Source organism: Agrobacterium tumefaciens (assembly GCA_025560025.1).
In the GTDB taxonomy this organism is placed as follows: Bacteria; Pseudomonadota; Alphaproteobacteria; order Rhizobiales; family Rhizobiaceae; genus Agrobacterium.
Window position 1 is genome coordinate 2,006,841 of the sequence record CP048485.1, and the last position, 22,719, is coordinate 2,029,559.

19 protein-coding genes are annotated in these 22,719 nt (G+C 59.7%); 8 read left to right on the top strand and 11 right to left on the bottom strand.

Going from position 1 to position 22,719, the window contains the following annotated elements:
- Positions 1-89 precede the first annotated feature (89 nt).
- Together FY152_09855 and FY152_09860 are read right to left on the bottom strand one after the other, a co-directional pair.
- Entirely contained in the window at positions 90-797 is a 708-nt protein-coding gene (locus FY152_09855) for a DUF1045 domain-containing protein (GenBank protein UXS32377.1), read from the bottom strand.
- Between the two features lie 95 nt (positions 798-892).
- The gene (locus FY152_09860; protein ID UXS32378.1) at positions 893-2,101 is read right to left on the bottom strand and encodes an FAD-binding oxidoreductase; all 1,209 of its coding nucleotides are present in this window, start codon (positions 2,099-2,101) and stop codon (positions 893-895) included.
- Positions 2,102-2,120: 19 nt separating this feature from the next.
- Between FY152_09860 and mnmD the strand changes: the two genes are divergently transcribed.
- Positions 2,121-2,867, top strand: a complete 747-nt coding sequence (gene mnmD, locus FY152_09865) for a tRNA (5-methylaminomethyl-2-thiouridine)(34)-methyltransferase MnmD (protein ID UXS33261.1) — start codon at positions 2,121-2,123, stop codon at positions 2,865-2,867.
- Between the two features lie 21 nt (positions 2,868-2,888).
- Here mnmD and FY152_09870 read toward each other — a convergent pair whose 3' ends face one another.
- Positions 2,889-6,593: a response regulator gene (locus FY152_09870; protein ID UXS32379.1), complete on the bottom strand. Its 3,705-nt coding sequence runs from the start codon at positions 6,591-6,593 to the stop codon at positions 2,889-2,891.
- A gap of 462 nt (positions 6,594-7,055) precedes the next feature.
- Here FY152_09870 and FY152_09875 point away from each other — a divergent pair, with 462 nt between their 5' ends.
- Positions 7,056-8,528 (top strand): DEAD/DEAH box helicase, encoded by a 1,473-nt coding sequence (locus FY152_09875; GenBank protein ID UXS32380.1) that lies wholly within the window; start codon positions 7,056-7,058, stop codon positions 8,526-8,528.
- 275 nt (positions 8,529-8,803) lie between these two features.
- Here the strand turns inward: FY152_09875 and FY152_09880 are convergent, their stop codons facing one another.
- The 4 genes from FY152_09880 to FY152_09895 all read right to left on the bottom strand — a co-directional run bounded on the left by FY152_09880 (position 8,804) and on the right by FY152_09895 (position 12,102).
- Positions 8,804-9,712 (bottom strand): EamA family transporter, encoded by a 909-nt coding sequence (locus tag FY152_09880; GenBank protein ID UXS32381.1) that lies wholly within the window; start codon positions 9,710-9,712, stop codon positions 8,804-8,806.
- A 166-nt stretch (positions 9,713-9,878) separates the two neighbouring features.
- Positions 9,879-10,268, bottom strand: a complete 390-nt coding sequence (locus tag FY152_09885) for a DoxX family protein (GenBank protein UXS32382.1) — start codon at positions 10,266-10,268, stop codon at positions 9,879-9,881.
- A 241-nt stretch (positions 10,269-10,509) separates the two neighbouring features.
- Positions 10,510-11,127: a L,D-transpeptidase gene (locus FY152_09890; GenBank protein UXS32383.1), complete on the bottom strand. Its 618-nt coding sequence runs from the start codon at positions 11,125-11,127 to the stop codon at positions 10,510-10,512.
- A gap of 78 nt (positions 11,128-11,205) precedes the next feature.
- The gene (locus tag FY152_09895) at positions 11,206-12,102 is read right to left on the bottom strand and encodes a DMT family transporter (GenBank protein UXS32384.1); all 897 of its coding nucleotides are present in this window, start codon (positions 12,100-12,102) and stop codon (positions 11,206-11,208) included.
- 481 nt (positions 12,103-12,583) lie between these two features.
- Between FY152_09895 and FY152_09900 the strand changes: the two genes are divergently transcribed.
- From FY152_09900 to FY152_09925, 6 genes are all read left to right on the top strand, one after another.
- Positions 12,584-13,993 (top strand): circularly permuted type 2 ATP-grasp protein, encoded by a 1,410-nt coding sequence (locus FY152_09900; protein UXS32385.1) that lies wholly within the window; start codon positions 12,584-12,586, stop codon positions 13,991-13,993.
- A gap of 3 nt (positions 13,994-13,996) precedes the next feature.
- Positions 13,997-14,938: an alpha-E domain-containing protein gene (locus FY152_09905; GenBank protein UXS32386.1), complete on the top strand. Its 942-nt coding sequence runs from the start codon at positions 13,997-13,999 to the stop codon at positions 14,936-14,938.
- Between the two features lie 21 nt (positions 14,939-14,959).
- Entirely contained in the window at positions 14,960-15,781 is an 822-nt protein-coding gene (locus tag FY152_09910) for a transglutaminase family protein (protein ID UXS32387.1), read from the top strand.
- A 4-nt stretch (positions 15,782-15,785) separates the two neighbouring features.
- A complete protein-coding gene (locus FY152_09915; GenBank protein UXS32388.1) occupies positions 15,786-16,382 on the top strand; it encodes a class I SAM-dependent methyltransferase in 597 nt (198 codons plus the stop codon).
- Between the two features lie 120 nt (positions 16,383-16,502).
- Entirely contained in the window at positions 16,503-16,967 is a 465-nt protein-coding gene (locus FY152_09920) for a GNAT family N-acetyltransferase (GenBank protein ID UXS32389.1), read from the top strand.
- A 46-nt stretch (positions 16,968-17,013) separates the two neighbouring features.
- Complete coding sequence (locus FY152_09925) at positions 17,014-17,421, top strand: lactoylglutathione lyase (protein UXS32390.1); 408 nt, start codon at positions 17,014-17,016, stop codon at positions 17,419-17,421.
- 183 nt (positions 17,422-17,604) lie between these two features.
- Here the strand turns inward: FY152_09925 and FY152_09930 are convergent, their stop codons facing one another.
- From FY152_09930 to FY152_09945, 4 genes are all read right to left on the bottom strand, one after another.
- Positions 17,605-18,600 (bottom strand): GguC protein, encoded by a 996-nt coding sequence (locus FY152_09930; protein UXS32391.1) that lies wholly within the window; start codon positions 18,598-18,600, stop codon positions 17,605-17,607.
- A 114-nt stretch (positions 18,601-18,714) separates the two neighbouring features.
- A complete protein-coding gene (locus FY152_09935; protein ID UXS32392.1) occupies positions 18,715-19,911 on the bottom strand; it encodes a sugar ABC transporter permease in 1,197 nt (398 codons plus the stop codon).
- The gene (locus tag FY152_09940; GenBank protein UXS32393.1) at positions 19,908-21,446 is read right to left on the bottom strand and encodes a sugar ABC transporter ATP-binding protein; all 1,539 of its coding nucleotides are present in this window, start codon (positions 21,444-21,446) and stop codon (positions 19,908-19,910) included. Before FY152_09940 ends, FY152_09935 begins: the two co-directional genes overlap by 4 nt.
- A 91-nt stretch (positions 21,447-21,537) precedes the next feature.
- Positions 21,538-22,602: a sugar ABC transporter substrate-binding protein gene (locus FY152_09945; GenBank protein UXS32394.1), complete on the bottom strand. Its 1,065-nt coding sequence runs from the start codon at positions 22,600-22,602 to the stop codon at positions 21,538-21,540.
- Positions 22,603-22,719: the final 117 nt, after the last annotated feature.

Here is a 22,719-nt window from a genome sequence, read left to right on the forward strand (position 1 = left end):
GGCGACGGTAGCATCCGCATCCGGAATGTCGAGATGAATTTTGCCGACATTCCGATGCTTTTTTGTGTACGATTTCCGTACGGCGTTTGTCAGGCGATCTTGCGGGCGGAAACGCGGCCCATGGGATGAAGCGAGTGTACCCGGAAAGGCGCACCAGGTTCATCCTCGATGAACAGCGCGAGGCTGGAAAACGGCAGCGTCCGCGTCAGGAGCGGCTCGAAAACCTTGCGCACGGCGCGCTCGATCCTCTGGCTGCTGGAGGGCTCGACACCACCCGTCAGCGACATCTGAAAGCGGAACTCATCCATCACATGCGGGCTGCCCCAGCGATGCAGATTGGTCAACTGCGAAGCAGAAAGCCGGTCGGGATCCGCCCGCTCTATTTCCGCTTCGGAAAGCGGCGCGCGGTAACGGTCGAATTCCTGCACCACCCGGGCGGCAAAAAAATGTAGCACTTCGCAGGGACGCTCGGGAACGAGGCTGAAAACATTCTCCTGCCTTGCCACCACGAGTTGTGGCAGCACAAAGGGTTCCTGCTTGCCAGAAAAATACATCAGGTCGCGCAGAAGCGCGGCTTCCGAATGGCCTTCGGCAAGCCGGAAAGGCGCCTTTATCGTGCCATGGAAACCATAACGGCGCGGCAGTGCCGTATGGTAAGAAATCTCCTGCATGCCGAGATCGATCATGCCAGGCGGCTCCACCGCCTGACCGGAATAGGCATCGCGCCCCAACCACGCAGCTGCCGCCTGCGTCAGGGGGTCATTGGGGGAAGGCGTGAAATGAATGGCGTATCGCATGCGCTGTCACCTCGACGCAAAACGGCCAAAACGGCCTCGTTGCAGGCCAGCAGATAAGTGATTTGCGTGACAGATTAACGACGTGGCCGGCCTGATCAGGACTTTCTAAAGTCCGCAACGGCAATACTCACGTGTTCTTGAAGACGGAACCCGGAAGGGATGACAGGTGTGTGACCGCACACGGTTTGCAGCGCCGCATCGGCAAGAAAATGGGCAAGGCCGAAGCTGACCTTGAAGCCGCCCGACAGCGCGACAAGCGTCGGATGGCCGGCAACCGACCCAACCATCGGGTCCCTTCCAATCGCCTTGGGCCGCAGACCGGCCCAGCGCTCCAGCACCGGCGCGCGGGCAAGCGAGGGCACCACCCGACAGGCCTCGGCAAGTAGTTTTTCCAGCTTTTCATCGGTGCTGAAAGGCTCGGAAAAACAATCTTCGCTGGTACTGCCAATGGCGACGGTGCCGTCCTCATGCGGCACGATATAAAGCCCGTTCAGAAACACGACAGGCATGGCCGGATCGGCCGCCGCGTCAAGAAGGGCCGCCTGCCCCTTCACCGCCTGACCAAGCCTGACACCGGCTTCGAGACCCAGCGCATCGCGGATCAGGGGAAAAGAACCATGCCCATTCGCAACGATGACATGGCCGAAGAGCACCTCGTCTCCCGACGACAGCATTGCCCGTCCGCTATGCGGATCGAGCGAAACAACACGGCACTGTTCGACAACGCTGACATGCCGGGCCTTGTGCAGGAAAGCCGAGAGAAGGGCGATCATGGCACGCGGGGCAACCCTCGCCGCCAGCGTATCGAGCACGAAGCCCGCCTCTCCCGCCGCATCATCCACCCATCCGGCAACGGAAGGGCTGTCACCGACATGCCAATGGAACGAGCGCTCCCCCGATATCCAGTTTTCCCCGGCATCCCGCTGGTGCCTTTCAGCGATGGTGCGCAGATGCGGTTTCGGCAGGGGAATGATCCTGCCGCACCGCCGATAACCCGCGGAAAGCCCGGTCTCAGCCTCCAGGTCGGCGATCTCCTTTTCGAGCGCGACAAGGGCATCGAACTGGAACTGCTTCTTGTCCGACCAACGGTCGGGCATATGTGGCATCAGCGCGCCCAGAAGCCCGCCGCTCGCGCCGCCGCCAGTCCGGTCCGCTTCCACCAGCAGCGCATCGATACCGAGCCGTTCCGCCTTGATGGCGGCCCAGAGGCCCATGATACCGCCGCCGACGATAAGCAGCGGCACGGAGCCCTGCAATCTTGGCGATTGACCCTGTTCGAAAGCGGGATTATCGGCTTTAGCCATGAAACATTCCAAAGAAACTATCGCAGAGACCGGCCCGGCTACAGGTTCGGCAACCGGAAAAAGCCAGACGGCCCTCGACTGGCGTGAGGGGGATATGCCCTATTCGCTGGCCTTTGACGATCATTTTTATTGCCAGACGGATGGCAGGCTGGAATGCGGCCATGTCTTCCTCTCCGGAAACGGCCTGCCGCAGCGCTGGCTTGAGCGGGAGGGCGTCTTCCGCATCGGCGAACTCGGCTTCGGCACCGGCCTCAATCTCTGCGAAACCTGGCGCCAATGGAAACAGGCCCGGAAAGAAGCACACAACGGCCGTTCCACACTGCATTTCATGTCCTTCGAACTATACCCCATGAAGGCCGACGAGATCGACCGGGCGCTTTCCCGCTGGCCGGAAGTGGATGCCGAACGCAGGGCGCTGGTTGCCCGCTGGCCCGAGGAACCCAAAGGCGAAGTCGAGATCGAGCTGGACGCAGACACGCGCCTGACGGTGGTGTGCGGCGAAGCGCTCGCCGGCATTGCAAGCCGAACCGAAAGCTTCGACGCCTGGTTTCTGGATGGTTTCGCGCCTGCCCGCAATCCGGACATGTGGTCGCTGGAAATCATGCAGACGCTGTTCGGCAAGACAGCACCGGGAGGCACATTCGCCACCTATGCCGCCGCTGGCTTCGTCCGCCGCAATCTCATCGCCGCCGGTTTTGACCTGGAGCGCCGCAAGGGTTTTGCAGGAAAACGGGAAATGCTCTGCGGCACCAAGCGGTCCGGCTAAGTTGCCCGCTTGGCCGGATCATCAGACGCTCGGTGCGTCGCGGCGCGCGCCGCTGTCTCCCAGCCATTGCGCGATCTTGTCCTCAAGGATTTCAGGACTGATGGGCTTCGACAGATAATCATCCATGCCGGCAGCAAGGCAGAGCTCGCGATCCGCGTCCTGCGTATGGGCGGTAACGCCGATGATCGGAACATGCCGGCCGTCGGCGGCGGCCTGTTCGGCGGCCCGGATCGCCAGTGTCGCCTGATGCCCGTTCATGACAGGCATGGAAACGTCCATGAGGATGACGGCCGGGTTATATTCTTCCCAGGCCTGAACAGCCTTCTTGCCATTGCCGACGATTAGGAACCGTAAACCGGCCTGCTGCAAAATCTGGGTGAAGACGATCTGGTTGACGTCATTGTCCTCGGCAACCAGCACATCGACAAGACAGGGCCGACGCCGGCTGGATGCCGCCGCCGGGACAGCCTTCTGCTTCTTTTCGGCAGGGCCGCTTTCCGGTCGGACAGGAGCAGTGCCGCCCTCTGCCCCGCCCGGTGCGGACGGATGCTGACGGGCGCGCTTCAACCGCACATCCCGCACCACATCGAACAGGGTCGAGCGTAAAAGACGCGCCCGTGCCGGTTTCATGAGATGCGCCTGCACGCTGAGATCCGTAAACAGCGTTTCGTCACCAACAACATCCATGGAGGTCAGGAAAACGATTGCGATGTCGTCGAAACGACGATCCGCCCTGATCCTTTCGACCACATCCAGCCCGTTCATAACGGGCATGTGGTAGTCGAGGATGATGGCATCGATGGCAAAATCGAGGGTGGCGGCCTCCTGCAGCACGGCAAGGCCGGAAGGCCCATCCTCAACCGCATGGCCGTCGATACCCCATGTCCTCAGCTGCTCGGTCAATATGCGGCGATTGACATCATTGTCATCGATGACGAGCACCCGGATATCGTCGATCGCCATGACCGGAAGCGGAACATCGCGCCGTCTTTCGATGAGCTGGAAAGGAATATTGACGTCGAAGGTCGATCCTTTGCCGATCTCGCTCACGACATTGATCACGCCGTCGAAAAGACCGACGAGGCCGACGGTGATCGCCAGTCCCAGCCCCGTTCCCTCATGCCGGCGCGTCGCTGAACCGTCCACCTGGCTGAACTTGTCGAAGATCGTTTCCAGCTTGTCGGCCGGAATGCCGATGCCGCTGTCTTCCACCCGCAACGACAGGATCGCCTCGGACGCCTCCGCCGACTGCGCCGAAAGCTCGATCAGCACGTGCCCCGTTTCCGTGAACTTGACGGCGTTTCCAACAAGGTTGGTGACGATCTGGCGGAACCGTCCGGCGTCACCCATGACCTTGCCGAAAGCCGAAGGATCGATCCGGACGACCAGTTCGATGTCCTTTTCCAGCGCCGCCGAAGACAGCAGGGAAACCACGTCCTCCACCGCCTCGGCAGGATCGAAAGGCACGCTGCGCAGCCGCATCTGCCCTGCCTCGATCTTGGAGAAATCGAGAATGTCGTTGATGATCGTCAGAAGCGCATTGCCGGATTTGACGATAATATCGGTGAAGGTCTTCTGGCGCGTATCGAGATTGGACTTGGCCAGCAGCTCCGCCATGCCGAGCACGCCGTTCATGGGCGTGCGGATTTCGTGGCTCATATTGGCCAGGAACTCCGATTTGGCGCGGTCCGCAGCCTCCGCGCGTGAAAGCAGCCGCTGCAATTCTTCCTCACGCATCTTCATGTCGGTTACGTCGGTGACGATGATGAGCCAGTAATTGCCGGAACTGTTTGTCGCCTCCAGATTGAGCCAGGTCTTGCCGGCGACATGAATGAGCCAGGAGAACGGCCTGTTGGCGGCGATATTCTCCCGCCAGGCGGCGAGCGTCCCGGCCGCCGCCTCGTCGCTGCCGAAATCCCCGCGTCCGGCGCAATGGGCAAAGAAACCAGACCAGTTCCTGCCTTTTTCCAGCAAATGGGGCGGCACGTCGAACATTCGCGCCATGGCCTCGTTGGACATGATGATCGTGCCCTGCTCGACAAGCACAAGCCCCTGCGCCATGGCGCGCGTGGCGCCCTGCATATATTCGCCGACACGCTCCAGCTCGGCTTTCGCCTTGCTGATCTCGGCGTCACGCATGCGCACATCCGTCACATCCGCATAGGTGCTGAGGATTTTCCCGCCATCAAGACGGGTTTTCGAAATGACGGTCACCTTGCCGCTTTTGCTGCGAACCTCGCGCGGTGTGAAAACCTCTTCCTTGAGAAGCCGCTCCGCGCGCTGGTTATAAAGCTCCTCGAAGGGCATGTCGCCATAGTCGTAAAGGCCGCTGTCGAAATTCATCTCCATGAATTCCCGATAGCTTTTGCCGACGAGCGACTTCTCGCCGCCGATTTCGCCCCAGACTTCATGGAAGAACGGATTGACATATTCGATGACGAGATCGGCGTTGAGGAGCAGCACGCCGACAGGCAGGGCGTGGAGAACCGCCTCCAGCTGGCGGTGCAGCGCCTCAGCCTGCGCCTGTGCGGCGATCAGCGCCTTTTCCCGTTCATCAAGCAGGCTGACATCGGTGATGGAGCCGACCAGATAATATTCGTCGTCGGGTGTCGCCACCCGGCCAACCCGGGTTATCACGGGAACGGAGCCGCCATCCGGCAGCGGCAGGGTCTCTGCTTTCTCTATCGCTTCGCCGGTTGCAAGAAGCCGCTCGTTTTCGATCCGGAACCGTTCGCTATCATCCGGAAACATCTCGCTTTCGGTCATGCCGATATAGCGGGTGAGATCGCCTCCAAGGAATTGTTCGTAAGCCGTATTGGCAAAGGTCAGGCGACGCTCATCGTCCCGCAGGAAGACCGCCACCGGCAATTGCTCCAGCGCCGCCCGTAGCAGCCAGGTCTCGCGGATCTGTGTGCTGAGAAGCGCCTCGTGCGCCTTGAACTCCGTCACATCGACGCGCAGCCCCACCAGCATGCCGTTTTCCAGCCGCTTGTTGACCATGCGCACCCAGCGGCCGTCGGCAAACTGCTCTACCCTTTCGAGATAGGGCAGGGAAAAATCCCGCAATTGCTCCCGCATCCACCCTTCGAATGCGGAATCGTCTTTTTTCCCGCTGCTGTAGCCGCTCGAAAAATAGACCGCCTCCATCAACGTCTCAAGCCGCACGCCGGGCTTCAGCTCGACGCCGAAGGCGCTGTAGAATTCCGCAAAGCGCGTGTTGCAATAGATCAGCCGGTTGTCACGGTCATAAATCACGATCCCGGCATCGATGAGATCGATGACGCCGCTGCCGAACAACAGGTCAAAGGCACTGCCGCCGCCGCCCGGAAAACCTTCAACGATTGCGGACGGCATTTCCTCGAACACTTCGAACAGGAACAGATTGCCATCGTCGCCGATGAAGCGCTCGCAGCGAAGCCTGTGAGGACCGGAGGATGCCGCGCCATGGCAGCTGATCACCTCGTCCGTGGCAAAGACCAGCGAGCGGCGCTCCCTGTCCTCGCGCTCGGCGTCGTAAATGTCAGCGGAAAGGGAAAAGCTGGTATGGCCCGGAAACGCCGCAGCCGGTCGCCCCATGACCCGGGCATAGGCTGAATTGACCATGAGATAGCGAAGCTCGCTGTCCTTGATGCACGCGGGCAGGTCCAGAGCCGCAACGGCCCTGTAAGCTTTTTCCAGCAACCCGCTGCCTTCGGTCAATCGATACTCCACACCGTGCAGTTCCATCCCTGTCGAATCAAATATTTCCGGACGTCGTTGCAAAAAACGTTATGTGAGAAAATCGCTCTTTGCTATGTACGAGACGGAACCGTTACCCTTTTTTAACCATAATTATTCCACCCGGCCGCACCATTCCGATCGTAAACGACCGACCTTGCGCATGGCTGCCATGCGCCGCCGGGCAGCGGCGTTACAAAACTATTGCTTGACTTTAACCGACAAAACGCCCACATGCCGGTCAAGCTTTCACCTTCGGCAGCCGCGTGAGCTGCAGCGTATGATCAGGAAGACCTGGCCCGCATGAAGGAAAAGCGCAACGAATACAGAAGACGGCATTTGCCGCACTGATGCGCAGAAAGTTATTCCAACCCACAAGTTCCCAATTCACGCGGGGTTCTTGACGCCGAAACCACCGGACAGCAGCCCTGTTCCGGCTGAGTTTGTTTTGGCGCCCCGAAAGGCACTATATTGACCAGTTTTAGCGAACTCGGCCTCTCCGAAAAGATCGTGGCCAGCGTTACCCAGCTTGGCTACAGCACTCCCACCCCCATTCAGGCAAAGGCCATTCCGCTGCTGCTCGAAGGCCGTGACCTGATCGGCCTCGCACAGACCGGTACGGGCAAGACGGCCGCCTTCGGCCTGCCGATCATCGAAATGCTGATGAAGCAGGCCGAGCGTCCGGCAAACCGCACCGCCCGCACCCTCATCCTTGCCCCGACCCGCGAACTGGTGAACCAGATCGGCGACAACCTGCGCTCCTTCGTGAAGAAGACGCCGCTGCGCATCAACCAGGTTGTCGGCGGCGCGTCGATCAACAAGCAGCAGCTTCAGCTCGAAAAAGGCACGGACATTCTGGTGGCGACCCCCGGCCGCCTGCTGGACCTCATTGCCCGCAACGCCATCTCGCTCTCCAAGGTGACCTATCTGGTGCTTGACGAAGCTGACCAGATGCTCGATCTCGGCTTCATCCACGACCTGCGCAAGATTTCCAGAATGGTCCCGGCCAAGCGCCAGACGCTTCTGTTCTCGGCCACCATGCCGAAGGCGATCGCCGATCTCTCGCACAGCTACCTGACCGATCCGGTCAAGGTGGAAGTGACCCCTCCGGGCAAGGCTGCCGACAAGGTTGAGCAGTACGTGCATTTCGTCGCCGGCAAGAACGACAAGACCGATCTCCTGAAGAAGTCGCTGAACGAGAACCCGGATGGCCGCGCCATCGTTTTCCTGCGCACCAAGCATGGCGCGGAAAAGCTCTACAAGCATCTCGAACATATCGGCTTCAAGGTCGCCTCCATCCATGGCAACAAGAGCCAGGGCCAGCGCGAGCGGGCGCTGAAAGGCTTCAAGGATGGTGACATCAAGGTTCTGGTCGCCACCGACGTCGCAGCCCGCGGCATCGACATTCCGGCCGTTACCCACGTCTTCAACTATGACCTGCCGGAAGTGCCTGATGCTTATGTTCACCGCATCGGCCGTACCGCCCGTGCCGGTCGCGACGGCATCGCCATCGCATTTTGTGCGCCGGACGAAACCCGCCTGCTGCACGACATCGAAAAGCTGATGAAGATCGATATTCCGGTCGCCTCTGGCGAGCGCCCGGCCGGTCTCGCCAGCCCGACGCGCCCGAACAACAACCGCGGCCGCAACAATAATGGCGGCCACCAGCAGCGCGGTCCCCGCGAAGGCGGACGCCACAATGGTGAATCCCGTCCTTCCCGCAACCACGCGCCGCGTGATGCCGATAACGATCTGGAAGTCACGTCAGACTTCAAGCGCGTGAAGCAGGCTGAAGGCGACGCAGGCCGTCCCGCCGGCCCCCGCAAGCACCGCCGCCCCGCCCGCAAGCCCGGCGGCAACGGCGCCAACCGCCACGCGCCTGCTGGCGGCAACGGCCAGGAAAAACGCGCTTCCGGCAACGGCAATCGCGGCCGCAACCGCTAACTTGCCCTGCCTGGGTTGAAGACGCTCGGCGTTGCCGCGCGTTTCTTGTCCCTGCCGGGGAGAAGGCGACAAGACGCAATCGCTCGCTCACCAATCGAACCCCGCTGGCCACCGCCAGCGGGGTTTTTCTTTGCCTTCAACCGCCCTGCACGACAAAGGGCGCAAATCTTTCCGGGCTCGGCGTTGTCGCGCGTTTCTTCTCCCCGCCGGGGAGAAGGTGGCCCGAAGGGTCGGATGAGGGTGTGCCCTCTCGGTATATCTCTACTCTTGCCCCCTCACCCGCCCTGCACGACCGGGCGACGCCGCGATGGCAAGGTCATGGCCAGCACACCGGCGATCACGCAGACGAGCCCCACCCACATGGCGGTCGTCGGCACTTCACCCAGAAACACCATGCCGATGGCGACACCCACCGGGACCCTCAAATAGGCCTGCGAGGTGGTGCCGACCGAACCCAGCGTCTGCATCAGCCGGAAATAGATCATGAAGGCAAGGGCGGTTGAAAAGACGCTGAGGCACACAAGCGCGATAAGCGACGCGGATGAAGGCGACAATGTCCAGGGCCGGTCAACGATCAGGCTCACCGGCAATAGCAGGACCGCACCGCAAATCATCGAGCCGGCAGCCGGCATGATCGGATCGAGCCCCTTGAAGTTCTTGCTGAAAATGGCGGCGCAGGCATAGGAAAAGGCCGCTGTCAGCATCGCAAGCTGGCCCCATAGCGCCTCGCCCGCACCACCAAGCGCATCCAGACCGATGATGAGACACACACCCGTCATGCCCGCAATGGTGCCGAACAGCTTTCGCCCGCTGACCTGTTCGTGGCGGATGACGAGTGCCGTGAGAAGAAAGGTGAAGATCGGCGTTGTCGCATTGAGAATGACGGCAAGACCGGCATCGATGCTCTGTTCCGCCCAGGCGATCAGCGTAAAGGGCAACACGCTGTTGATGCAGGCCTGAATGAAGAAAAGCCGCCAGGTCGCAAAGTCCCGCGGCAAACGCAGCCCGCGCAGTCGGATGACCGCCAGCAGCAAAAGCCCGGCGATCAGGGTTCTTGATGCGATGAAGGTGATCGGCGGTATCGTCTCCACCCCGATCTTGATGAAGGTATAGGAGGCCGCCCACAGCGTGGACAGCAGGGCGAGTAACAACAATTCGCGGGCAATGGGATTTTGAGAGGTCACGGATCGATTTTTCCAACAGCGTTCAGGATGAACCGTTCCTACTCCGAAAACAACCATCTATGCTTCGGCGACGGCCGAAGTTTTCACCCTTTGAAAACATGAAACCCCGCATGGCCATCACCATGCGGGGCTTTGGTAAAAGAGACCGGTGAACAATGGTCGCAGATCAGGCCCGGCGTTCATCCGCCGAGAAAGCGCCCGGACCGGCAAAGACCAGATAAAGGAAGACAAAGCAGAACAGGATGGCAGCGTCACCGCCGTTCAGGGCCGGGAAAAAGCTGCTTGGCGCATGCGCCATGAAATAGGCGACAGCCATCTGGCCGGAAAGAATGAAGGCGACCGGACGCGTGAACAGGCCGATCAGCACGAGAATGCCGCCGACGAGTTCCAGAAGCGCCGCCACCAACAGCATTGTCGGCAGCGAACCCTGCATCTGCGATGCCGGGAAGCCGAAGAGCTTCTGTGTTCCGTGCTCGATGAAAAGCAGCGCCGCGATGATGCGCAGCGCCGCAAGGGCGTAAGGTCGGTAGCGGGAGAGATTGTCGAAAGCTGCCATGTTGATGTGTCCCCGTTGAAGTGATGAAGCGCCTGTCAGAGCGCGCTGGCACGTTTATGGATACACGTCCCGAAGAGCGGAAATCACGTTTCCGATATTGCAGGACTACCTAAAATAAGCAAAAGTCGATTTTCAACAAATAGTTGATTTCACCGTATAAAACTCACATCGATCCGGAAAAATCAACTCAGGGCTTCAGACATTTTTTCGTGTGGCAAAGGCGGAAAAATCCGCCTCTCCCTCAAGCCTGCAACACAACCACCTTAGAGCCGACCGGCACACGGCTGTAGAGATCGATGATGTCGTGGTTGAGCATGCGGATGCAGCCGCTCGACATGGCGTGGCCGATGGATTGCGGCTGGTTGGTGCCGTGCAGACGGAACATCGTGTCGTTGCCGCCGCGATAAAGATAAAGGGCACGCGCGCCGAGCGGATTGTTCGGGCCGCCCGCCATGCCGCCGGCAAATTTCAGGTTGCGCGGATCACGACGCATCATGTTCGCGGTCGGCGTCCAGGAGGGCCATTCCGCCTTGCGGCCGATATAGGCATCGCCCTTCAGCGCTAGACCCTGACGACCGACACCCACGCCGTAACGCATGGCCCGGCCATCCCCCAGCACATAATAGAGCCGCCGCGCCGGCGTATCCACAACCACCGTTCCGGCCGGATGCGCAGTGTCATAGGTGACTTCCTGCCGGCGCAGCTCCGGCTTGACCTTGTCCAGATGCATGGCGGGAAGCGGGAATTTCTCCTCCGGCTTCGCCCCATAATTCAGCCTCTGCTGGCCGATGCCGGTATTGGCGCAGCCGGCCAGAAACAGCGGCAATCCGAACAGAACACCACGACGTGAAATAGACATGTAACCCCCGCCAAATCTCTAGATTAACGAGAGGTATAATTTTATGGTTAACAAACCCCTAATATGAGGTTGTGGTAATTAACGTACCGCAACCGCTGCGGCAGGCTTGCGATTGGCGAGGTAAACCCCCGTCACCGCCAGAACCGTGCCGGCAATCATGGCCGGCGTCAGCGTTTCGCCGAAAAGCAGGGCGGCTTCCACGGCCGCAAGCGGCGGCACCAGATAGATCAACGAGGCGGCCCGCGAGACCTGCCCGCGCCGGATCAGGTAAAGAAGCAGCGCCACCGCGCCGATGGAGATAGCTCCGACAGACCAGGCAAGCGTGGCGGCAAGCCCGAGGCTCCAGTCCACATGCCCATCCTCCAGCAGCAGCGCAAAGGGAACCGTCACCAGAAGCGCGCCGACATATTGCAGTGTGGCCACCGCCATGATGTTTCCGCCATGGACGTATTTCTTCTGGTAGAGCGTGCCATAGGTCACCGACGTCATGCCCAGCACATTCACCGCCACCGCGTAAAGCGGCACCGACAGGCCAAGCGCACCCGTCGCCATGACTTTGGGGAGAACCGCGATAGCGATGCCCGCAAAGCCGATAAGCAGGCCAGCCCTCTGCAGCGGCGAGATTTTTTCGCCGATCATGTAACGGGCGGCCACCGCCGTCATCAACGGCTGCAAACCGGCGATGATGCCGCCAATCGCCGCCGGCACGCCCTGCCCTATCGCCCACCAGATCATGCCGAGATAAAGGCCATGCAGGAAAACGCCGGACAGGATCGCCCGGAAAACGTCGGCCCGCCGCTCCGGCCACGGAATGGAGGAGAGCCGGCAGATCCCCCACAGCAGCGCACCGGCCAGGATGTAACGCAGACAGAGGAACGTCAGCGGTCCGGTATAATAGACGGCATATTTGGCGGTGACCCAGCCGGTCGACCACAGAAAGACGAAGATGGCCGGAGCCAGACGGTCGAGCGACATGGGACATCCCCTGTGCCGCATGACATGGTCACCGGACATGGCCCGGACGATAAGACATGCGGAGAATTGATACTTCTGCGGCTTCGGCAAACCGGAAAATGAGCGGGCCGGGTGCCGGGCAAACACCCCGCGGAGAAACCGGAGCCGTCTCTGCAAGGCGATATCTTCACCTCCGCAAAAGGTCAAAGGCCTTTTCGTGATGCCATCTTTCAGATTTTCTGATGCAGCTCCAGCAAGCCATCAACCGAAAGCGAACGAACAAAATTTATGCATTCGCCCATGGCGCGCACAACGCCACCACCCGGTTACGCCCCGCCACGCCGCGCAACCAATTTGCCGATGCCGCATTTATAGGCTGAAACTCAAAAAACGCTTCTTTTTTAAAACTCTAGGGCGCTGAAAAATCTTCACGACGGCCTCCGCATAGTTCTTGCATTGCATTTGGCGTTGTATTCATATGGTAAAAAAGGGGACATCGAAGTTGGCATTTGACGAAATGATAAATGCGGACGAAACGCCGCGAAGCCCATATGAAAACTATAACGAGTGGTACAGCCGGCAGGACAGGGCACACCTGATCCAGAAATCAAAAGACGCGGAAAACATCTTTCGAAAAACCGGCATTACTTTCGCAGTCTATGGCCATGCCGACAGTTCAGAAAAACTGATCCCCTTCGATATCATCCCGCGCATCATTTCCGGCCGTGAGTGGCGCAAACTGGCCCAGGGTATCGAACAGCGGGTTCTCGCTCTCAACGCTTTCCTCGACGATATCTACCACAAGCAGGAAATTATTCGCGCCGGACGCATTCCCCGCGAAATCATCGAGAAAAACGAAGCCTTCCTGCCGGAAATGATCGGCTTCACCCCACCCGGTGGCGTCTACACCCATATTGTCGGCACGGATATTGTCCGCACCGGCGAAGACCAGTTCTATGTTCTGGAAGACAATGCCCGCACACCGTCCGGTGTCAGCTACATGCTGGAAAACCGCGAAACGATGATGCAGATGTTCCCGGAACTCTTCCACGAAAACCGCGTACGGCGGGTGGAGGACTACCCCTATCTGCTGCGCCAGTCGCTCGCCTCGCTCGCCCCGCCCGGCTGTTCCGGCAAGCCGCGCGTCGCGGTATTGACGCCCGGCATCTATAATTCCGCCTATTACGAACATTCCTTCCTCGCCGACATGATGGGCGTGGAACTGGTGGAAGGCTCCGACCTGCGCGTCATGGACGGCAAGGTCAAGATGCGCACCACCCGCGGTTATGAGGCCATCGACGTGCTTTACCGTCGCGTCGACGACGACTTCCTCGATCCGCTGACCTTCCGTCCGGATTCGGCGCTCGGCGTGCCCGGCATCATGGATGTCTACCGCGCCGGCAACATCACCATCGCCAATGCCCCCGGCACCGGCATTTCCGATGACAAGGCGATCTATTCCTACATGCCCGAAATCGTCGAATTCTATACCGGCCGCAAGCCACTCCTGGAAAACGTGCCGACCTGGCGCTGTTCGGAGCCGGACAGCCTGAAATACGTTCTCGACAACCTTGCCGATCTCGTCGTCAAGGAAGTTCACGGTTCAGGCGGTTACGGCATGCTGGTCGGCCCCACCGCGACGAAAAAGGAACGGGCGCTGTTTGCAGACAAGCTGAAAGCCCGCCCCTCCAACTACATTGCGCAGCCGACGCTTTCGCTTTCCACCGTGCCGATCATGGTGAAGAACGGCATCGCGCCGCGCCATGTCGATCTGCGTCCCTATGTGCTGGTTTCAGACAAGGTGAAGATCATTCCCGGCGGACTGACCCGCGTTGCCCTCAAGCAGGGCTCGCTGGTGGTCAATTCCAGCCAGGGCGGCGGCACCAAGGATACCTGGGTACTGGAGGACTAAGCCATGCTGGGCAGAACGGCAAACGGGCTCTACTGGATGTTCCGGTATATCGAGCGCGCTGAAAACATCGCCCGGCTGATCGATGCGGGCCTGCGCGTTTCACTGACGCGCTCAGGCAGCGGCGATGAGGACTGGGACGGCGTGTTACAAAGTGCGGGCGTCCATGAAGCCTTTCTCGAAACGCGCGAGAAGGTAACGGCGGCCAATGCAATCGATTACCTCCTGCGGGACAAGGCTAACCCTTCCAGCGTCATGTCGTGCATCGAGGCGGGTCGAAACAATGCCCGCATGGTGCGCACGGCGCTGACGCGCGAAACGTGGGAAGCCACCAATGAATTCTGGATCGAGCTGAAGAACATTCTCGGCCGCAAGCTCAACCATGCCGAACTGCCGCAGACCATCGATGTCATCAAGCATCGCGCCGGTCTGGTGCGCGGCGCCTTCCATGGTTCGATGCTGCGCAACGATCTCTATAATTTCTCCCGCATCGGCACCTTCATCGAGCGTGCCGACAATACCGCCCGCATTCTGGACGTGAAATATTACGTGCTGCTGCCGGCGGTGGCCCATGTCGGCTCCTCGCTCGACAATGCGCAGTGGGAATCCATCCTGCGGTCAGTCTCGGCCCACCGCTCCTATGGCTGGGTCTATGATGCGGAATACAAACCGGCCAATATTGCCGATTTCCTTATTCTCAACGGCCGCATGCCGCGCTCGCTCGCCTATTGCTACGAAAAGATCGCCAGCAACCTCAATTACATCGCCGAGGATTACGGCGAAAGGCACAAGGCGCATGAGACGGCCGAAAGCATTCGCGACAGTCTGCGCAAAACGACCATCGGCCGTGTCATGGATGAAGGTCTGCACGAGTTTCTGGAGAGATTTGTCAACCGCAACGGTCAGTTGGGCCAGGAAATCGTGGAAGGCTACCGCTTTTATCAGTAAGCGCGTGGACGGGGACATCTTATGCGTCTGAAAATCACCCATACGACGGAATATGTCTATGACGAGCCGATGCCCTATGCATTGCAGCGGCTGCGCCTGACACCGCAGACCGGCCCGTGCCAGACGGTTGAGGACTGGGATGTCTCGGTCGATGGCGCGACCGTGGAAGTGACCTATGACGATCATTTCGGCAACCGGGTTGCCCTGGTGGAAACGGAAGGCCCGCAACGGAAGGTCAAGGTTCTGGCAAGCGGCCTCGTCATCACCGAGGACAAGGCCGGCGTGTTCGGTACCCATACCGGCAATGCGCCGCTGTGGCTCTTCATGCGCGAGACGCCGCTGACCAAGCCGGGAAAACTGGTGCGCGAAATGGCAAAGACCAGCAACGGTGACAGCGAGCTTGCCCGCCTGCATGACCTCATGGAAAATATTCACCGCAAGGTTCAATATGTGCCGGGCTCGACCGACACTGAAACCACGGCGGAAACGGCACTGGAGGCCGGCAAGGGCGTCTGCCAGGACCACGCCCATATCCTGATTTCGGCCGCACGGCTGATCGGCCTGCCCGCCCGTTATGTCTCCGGTTATCTGATGATGGACGAAGTGGCGCAGCAGACGGCCACCCATGCCTGGGCCGAGGTGCATCTTCAGGGACTTGGCTGGGTCGGTTTCGACGCCGCCAACAACATCTGCCCGGATGATCATTATGTCCGCATCGCCTCCGGCCTCTGCTACCGCGATTGCGCGCCGATATCAGGCATGCGCATCGGTCCGGCCGGCGAAACGCTGAGCGTGTCGGTAACGGTGCAGGAAACGCAAAGCCAGAGCCAGTCGCAGAGTTGAGACAATGACCGCCAGAGACGACGATACCATCGGCTTTTACACCGATAATGCCGGCGCCTATACATCAAGGGGACAGGCGCCGGACCGGCCTCATCTGGATCAGTTTCTGTCGCGCCTGCCGGTTGGCGCAAGTATCCTCGAACTGGGATGCGGCGGCGGACAGGACAGCGAATTCATGCTGGCTTCGGGTTTCGACGTCCACCCGACGGATGGAACACCCGATATCGCCAAGGCTGCGGAAGCCCGGCTTGGCATTCCCGTCAAAACATTGCTGTTCGAGGATATTGGCGACAGGGACCGTTATGACGGTATCTGGGCCAATGCCTGCCTGCTGCACGTGCCCCGCCCCGCCCTCCCCGGCATCATCGGCCGCATCCATGCGGCGCTGAAGCAGGGCGGCGTTTTTTACGCCAGCTTCAAGGCGGGAGAAGCGGAAGGCCGCGACACCTTCGGCCGTTATTACAACTATCCTTCGAAAGCCTGGCTGGAAAACCTGTACGGGCAGCTTGGCTGGACAAGCCTGGAGATAGAAGCCCGGCAGGGCAGCGGGTATGACAAGGTCCCGACCGACTGGCTGCATGTCACGGCAACGAAATCCTGATCCTTTTTTCAGGAACTCGCAGGTTGCGAAAGCGCGTCTCGACCGGTTAAATCACGGCATTGATTTACATGGCATGGTCCGGCTTCAGCCCATGGGCGAGAAGACGGCCGGGAGACAATTTTGTACAGGATTTCCGACTATCGGGACTGCCAGTCCCATGCGCCCATCATCGCTGAACGGGTCTGGACGGCATGGTGGCAGGATAGCGGCCTGCATGTCGGCGATGTTGCGGAACATCTGAAGGACATGACCAATCCTCATGCCCTGCCAACCGGCTTCGTCGCCCATGATGACAACGGCTACGTTGGCTCCGCCTTCCTCATCAATTGCGATCTGGAAGAACGTCCGCAATATCTGCCATGGGTCGCCGCCCTCTGGGTGGAGGAAGACCGCCGGCGCTCGGGCGTCGCCCGGGCGCTGATGCAGGCCGCGACGAAAAGGGCGGCCGAACTCGGTCACCACATCAGCTATCTGTGCTGTGAGCGCGATCTCGAAACCTACTATATCAATTGCGGCTGGACCGTCCTTGAACGCGGTGTCGGCAAACACGATCTGACCGTGCTGACCTACAGCACGAAAACTTGAAGCCGTCTGTCCGCGCCGGACAGCCCATGGACGACCGGAGGAAACCATGCGCCCGCCAGCCGCCATTATGGAAACCGCGATCTACGCGGATGATCTCGACGCCGCCGAGGCCTTTTACCGCGATGTCTTCGGGCTGGAGGTGGTGCGCAGGCTAGCGGGGCAGTTCGTATTCTTCAAATGCGGCCGGCAGATGCTGCTGATCTTCGATCCGCAACAATCACGCAAGGCCACGCCGGACAATCCGATCCCGCGCCATGGCGCAGCCGGGCAAGGCCATTTCTGTTTTTATGCGAAAGACAAGGCGGAAGTGGACGGCTGGAAGGCGCGATTGGAAGAGCTAGGCATCGCCATCGAACACTATCACCATTGGCCGAATGACAGCTATTCCGTCTATATCCGAGACCCGGCGGGTAATTCGGTGGAGGTCGGTGAAGGAAAGCTGTGGGGGGTCTGATCTCTACGTGCCGTCAGGCGGTAACGGGACAATGGAGGAGCTTGAAACCCCTCCTCCGTCATCCTCGGGCTTGACCCGAGGATCCATGGTCACGCCGAGTTGTGGATCCTCGGGTCAAGCCCGAGGATGACGCCGAGGGAGAGAGCAAGGCACCTCCTCGACCAACTTCACCCGACCCGCAGATCAGATCTGCCGAACGGCGATCTCTTCTTCCGCCTGCACCGCAAGCGGGTTCTTCAGCGGCAGGCCGAAACCGGCGGCCTCGATCTCGAACACATCGCCCGCTTCCGGCTTGATACCATCGGCAAAGGAGAGTGTGGCCGTGCCGAACATGTGCACATGCACGTCGCCCGGCGCGCGGAACAGGCCGTATTTGAAGTGGTGATATTCGAGATTCGCAAAGGTGTGGGACATGTTGTCCTCACCCGAAACGAAGGGCTTTTCGAAGATGACCTTGTCGCCGCGACGGATGCGCGACGTGCCGCGAATATCCGACGGCGGGGCGCCGACGCGGATTTCCGGGCCGAAGCTTGCCGGGCGCAGCTTGGAATGGGCGAGGTAGAGGTAATTGATCCGCTCGGTGACGTGATCGGAAAATTCGTTGGAGACGGCAAAGCCGATACGCACCGCTTCGCCCTCGTCGGAGATCACGTAGATGCCGGCCATTTCCGGCTCTTCGCCGCCATCGAGCGCAAAGGACGGAGAGGTGAGCGCGGCACCGGGCGCTGCCGCCACGTGGCCGTTGCCCTTGTAGAACCATTCGGGCTGAACGCCCTTTTCGCCAGCCTTCGGCTTGCCGTTTTCGAGACCCATGCGGAACATCTTCATGGAGTCTGTCAGGCTTTCTTCGGCGGCTTCCGTGGTCTTCTTATGCATGCTGTCGCGGGTCGCGGCGGAGCCCAGATGGGTGAGGCCCGTGCCGGTCAGATGCAGATGCGCCGGATCGGGATGGGTGATCGGCGGCAGGAAACGGCCTTCGGCATAGGCCTTTTCGAGATCGACGGCATCGCCGAGACCATGGGCGGAAATGACATCGGCAAGGCTCTTGCCGCCATTGGCGGCTTCCATGGCGAGGGCGTAAACCGACTGGGCACCCTTGACGGCGCGCGCTTCGCCGCCCTCTTCGCGAACGGCCACGACGATCGCGCCGCTAGAATCCTTGATCTGTGAAATGAGCACGGGATTTCCTTCCTCTGGCGCCACGCGCCTTATCTTCTTCGGCGATTGCGCCTGCACCTTATGAAAGTGGCCGGAAACCGGCCACTTTTTTGACTTGCCATGTGGGTTGGGCGATCAGCCCTTGTTCTTGTTGTAGACGTCGAAGAACACGGCGGCGAGCAGCACGAGGCCCTTGACCATCTGCTGGAAGTCGATGCCGAGGCCGACGATCGACATGCCGTTGTTCATGACGCCCATGATGAAGGCGCCGATGACCGCACCAGTGATCTTGCCCACGCCGCCGGATGCCGAAGCGCCGCCGATGAAGCAGGCCGCGATAACGTCAAGCTCGAAGCCCACACCCGCCTTCGGCGTCGCCGAGTTGAGGCGTGTCGCGATGATCATGCCGGCGAGACCGGCCAGCACGCCCATGTTGACGAAGGTGAGGAAGCTCAGGCGTTCGGTGTTGATACCGGAAAGCTTGGTCGCCTTCTCATTGCCGCCCATGGCGTAAACGCGGCGGCCAATGGTCGTGCGGCGCGTTACGAAGCTGTAGAGCGCGATCAGCACCAGCATCACGATCAGCACGTTGGGCAGGCCGCGATAGGTCGACAGCTGGTAACCGAGGAACAGAATGGCAGCGGCGATCAGAATATTCTGGCCGATGAAGAAGCCGAAGGGCTCGACATCGATGCCGTGCTTCACGTTCACGACGCGACGACGCCATGCGAGATAGAACAGCACGACCGTGATCAGCACCGTCAGGATCATCGACGTGGTGTTGAGACCTTCGATACCGCCGATATCGGGCAGGAAGCCGGTGCTGATGATCTGGAAATCGGTCGGGAACGGACCGATGTTCTTGCCGCCGAGCACGAAGAGTGTCAGGCCGCGGAACACCAGCATACCCGCCAGCGTCACGATGAACGAGGGAATGCGGTGGTAAGCGATCCAGTAACCCTGGGCCGCACCGATGATGCCGCCAATGACGAGACAAATCAGCGCCGCCAGAAACGGGTTCATGCCCCATTGCACGGTCAGTATCGCCGCTATCGCGCCAACGAAGGCGACGATGGAACCGACCGAAAGGTCGATATGGCCTGCCACAATGACGAGCAGCATGCCAAGCGCCATGATGACGATGAACGAGTTCTGCAGGATGAGGTTTGTCAGGTTGACCGGACGGAACAGGATGCCGCCAGTATAGAACTGGAAGAAAACCATGATGGCGACGAGCGCGATCAACATGCCATATTCGCGGATATTGGAGCGAATATAGGACGCGACCGAGATGACGTTACTTTCTTCGCTTGTTGTGTTTGCCGAACTCATGAGTTCTTCTCCCCTGAGCGCATGATAGCGCGCATGATGCTTTCCTGGCTCGCCTCTGCCTTCGGCAATTCAGCGACGATACGGCCTTCGTTCATGACGTAGATGCGGTCGCAATTGCCGAGCAGTTCGGGCATTTCCGATGATATCATCAGAACGCCTTTGCCGTCGGCAGCGAGCTGGTTGATGATGGTGTAGATTTCATATTTCGCGCCGACATCGATACCGCGGGTCGGTTCATCGAGGATCAGCACGTCGGGATTGGAGAACAGCCATTTGGAGAGCACGACCTTCTGCTGGTTGCCGCCCGAGAGGTTGACCGTTTCCTGGAAGATGCCCGAGGAGCGGATGCGAAGGCGTGTGCGAAAATCGCTCGCCACCTTCATTTCCTTGATGTCGTCGATGACGCTGGCATTCGACACGCCGGCCAGATTGGCAAGCGTGGTGTTGTGCAGGATGTTGTCGTTGAGCACGAGACCGAGATGTTTGCGGTCTTCCGTCACATAGGCGAGACCGGCATCGATGGCCTTGCGCACGGTGCTGACATCGACCGGCTTGCCGTCGATCAGCACTTCGCCGCTGATCTTGTGGCCATAGGACTTGCCGAACACGCTCATCGCAAATTCGGTGCGCCCTGCGCCCATCAGCCCGGCGATGCCGACGACTTCGCCCTTGCGGACGGTAACGTTGATATCGTGCAGAACCTGACGGTCACGGTGCTGCTGGTGATAGGCGTTCCAGTTCTTCACTTCGAGAATGGTCTCGCCGATCGGCACGTCGCGCGGCGGATAACGATCCTCGAGATCGCGCCCCACCATGTTGCGGATGATGACATCCTCGCTGATTTCTTCCTGATGACAGTCGAGCGTCTTCACCGTCATGCCGTCGCGCAACACGGTGATCTGGTCGGCCACCTTGCGCACTTCATTGAGCTTGTGGGTGATGATGATCGAGGTCATGCCCTGCTTGCGGAATTCGATCAGCAGGTTGAGCAGCGCCTCGGAATCGCTTTCGTTCAGCGAAGCCGTCGGCTCGTCAAGGATGAGCAGCTTCACGCTCTTCGACAGCGCCTTGGCGATTTCCACCAGCTGCTGCTTGCCGACGCCGATATCGGTAATCAGCGTCTCCGGCGATTCCTTCAGGCCCACCTTCTTTAAAAGTTCGCGGGTTCGGTTGAAGGTCTGCTGCCAGCTGATGACGCCGTTCGAGGCGACCTCGTTGCCGAGGAAGATGTTTTCCGCAATCGACAGGAGCGGCACCAATGCCAGTTCCTGGTGAATGATGATGATACCAATATCTTCGCTATCATTGATGGCGCGAAAATTCCGCACTGCGCCTTCATAGTGGATTTCGCCCTCATAGGTGCCGGCGGGATAAACACCGGAAAGGACCTTCATCAAGGTCGACTTTCCCGCGCCGTTCTCACCGACGAGTGCGTGGATCTCACCCTCTTTAACCTTGAGGTTGACGTTCTCAAGCGCTTTCACGCCCGGAAACGTCTTGGTGATGTTCCGCATTTCGAGAATGGTATTGGCCATATCGCAATCCAGCGCCCGATTAATTTCGGCGTTTTTATTTTTATGGAAAAACGGGGATGACGCCAAGTCATCCCCGCATGTGTCTTCAGGCTTATTTCAGCTGGTCTTCTTTGTAATAACCACCGTCAACGAGAACCTGCTTGTAGTTCTCCTTGGTCACGGCAACCGGCTTCAGCAGGTAGGACGGAACGACCTTGACGCCATTTTCATAGGTCTTGGTGTCGTTTACCTCGGGCTCCTTGCCCTGCAGAACGGCGTTGACCATGCCAACAGTGACCTTCGCGAGTTCGCGGGTGTCCTTGAAGATGGTGGAATACTGTTCGCCGGCAATGATCGACTTGACGGAAGGAACTTCAGCGTCCTGACCGGAAACGACCGGCAGCGGCTGGTCCTTCGTGCCATAACCAACGCCCTTCAGCGAGGAGATGATGCCGATGGACAGACCGTCGTAAGGCGACAGGACGGCGTCAACCTTGGCGTCGGTGTAATAGGCCGACAGCAGGTTATCCATACGGGCCTGGGCCGTTGCCGGATCCCAACGCAGCGTACCGACCTTGTCCATGCCGGTCTGGCCGGACTTTACGACCAGCTTGCCGCTGTCGATGTAAGGCTGGAGAACCGACATCGCGCCGTCATAGAAGAAGAAGGCGTTGTTGTCGTCCGGAGAACCACCGAAGAGTTCGATGTTGAACGGACCCTTGCCGTCCTTCAGGCCAAGCTTGTCGACGATCGAAGTCGCCTGCAGAACGCCAACCTGGAAGTTGTCGAAGGTGGCGTAGTAGCTGACGTCGCCGCTGTTGCGGATCAGGCGGTCATAAGCGATGACCTTGATGCCCTGCTGGCCAGCCTGCTTCAGAACGTCCGACAGCGTCGTGCCGTCGATCGACGCGATCACGAGGACCTTGACGCCCTTGGTGACCATGTTTTCGATCTGGGAAAGCTGGTTCGGAATATCGTCGTCGGCATATTGCAGGTCGGTGGTGTAACCGGCTTCCTGCAGCTGCTTGACGATGTTGTTGCCGTCATCAATCCAGCGAGCGGAAGACTTGGTCGGCATGGCGATGCCGACGGAACCCTTGTCCTGCGCAAAAGCCGGCGCTGCGAAGGAAGCAGCACCGATGGCACAAGCCGCCATCAGCGAAATAATGGACTTCATTAACTCTCTCCCTTGAACCCTTCTCTGGTGCCGCTTGCTGCGGTGCACCATGAAATTCATGCCGTCAGAGGAAGAAGCCGCATTTAGCCCGCTCCAATCTCGCAGATGCGAAATGGA

What these genes read in the sequence shown, in the direction of transcription:
- FY152_09860 (UXS32378.1), bottom strand. Translation starts at nt 2,101, where the DNA reads ATGGCTAAAGCCGATAATCCCGCTTTCGAACAGGGTCAATCGCCAAGA.
- FY152_09890 (UXS32383.1), bottom strand. Translation starts at nt 11,127, where the DNA reads ATGTCTATTTCACGTCGTGGTGTTCTGTTCGGATTGCCGCTGTTTCTG.
- FY152_09885 (UXS32382.1), bottom strand. Translation starts at nt 10,268, where the DNA reads ATGGCAGCTTTCGACAATCTCTCCCGCTACCGACCTTACGCCCTTGCG.
- FY152_09910 (UXS32387.1), top strand. Translation starts at nt 14,960, where the DNA reads ATGCGTCTGAAAATCACCCATACGACGGAATATGTCTATGACGAGCCG.
- FY152_09935 (UXS32392.1), bottom strand. Translation starts at nt 19,911, where the DNA reads ATGAGTTCGGCAAACACAACAAGCGAAGAAAGTAACGTCATCTCGGTC.
- FY152_09925 (UXS32390.1), top strand. Translation starts at nt 17,014, where the DNA reads ATGCGCCCGCCAGCCGCCATTATGGAAACCGCGATCTACGCGGATGAT.
- FY152_09855 (UXS32377.1), bottom strand. Translation starts at nt 797, where the DNA reads ATGCGATACGCCATTCATTTCACGCCTTCCCCCAATGACCCCCTGACG.
- FY152_09940 (UXS32393.1), bottom strand. Translation starts at nt 21,446, where the DNA reads ATGGCCAATACCATTCTCGAAATGCGGAACATCACCAAGACGTTTCCG.
- FY152_09870 (UXS32379.1), bottom strand. Translation starts at nt 6,593, where the DNA reads ATGGAACTGCACGGTGTGGAGTATCGATTGACCGAAGGCAGCGGGTTG.
- FY152_09895 (UXS32384.1), bottom strand. Translation starts at nt 12,102, where the DNA reads ATGTCGCTCGACCGTCTGGCTCCGGCCATCTTCGTCTTTCTGTGGTCG.
- FY152_09915 (UXS32388.1), top strand. Translation starts at nt 15,786, where the DNA reads ATGACCGCCAGAGACGACGATACCATCGGCTTTTACACCGATAATGCC.
- FY152_09945 (UXS32394.1), bottom strand. Translation starts at nt 22,602, where the DNA reads ATGAAGTCCATTATTTCGCTGATGGCGGCTTGTGCCATCGGTGCTGCT.
- FY152_09905 (UXS32386.1), top strand. Translation starts at nt 13,997, where the DNA reads ATGCTGGGCAGAACGGCAAACGGGCTCTACTGGATGTTCCGGTATATC.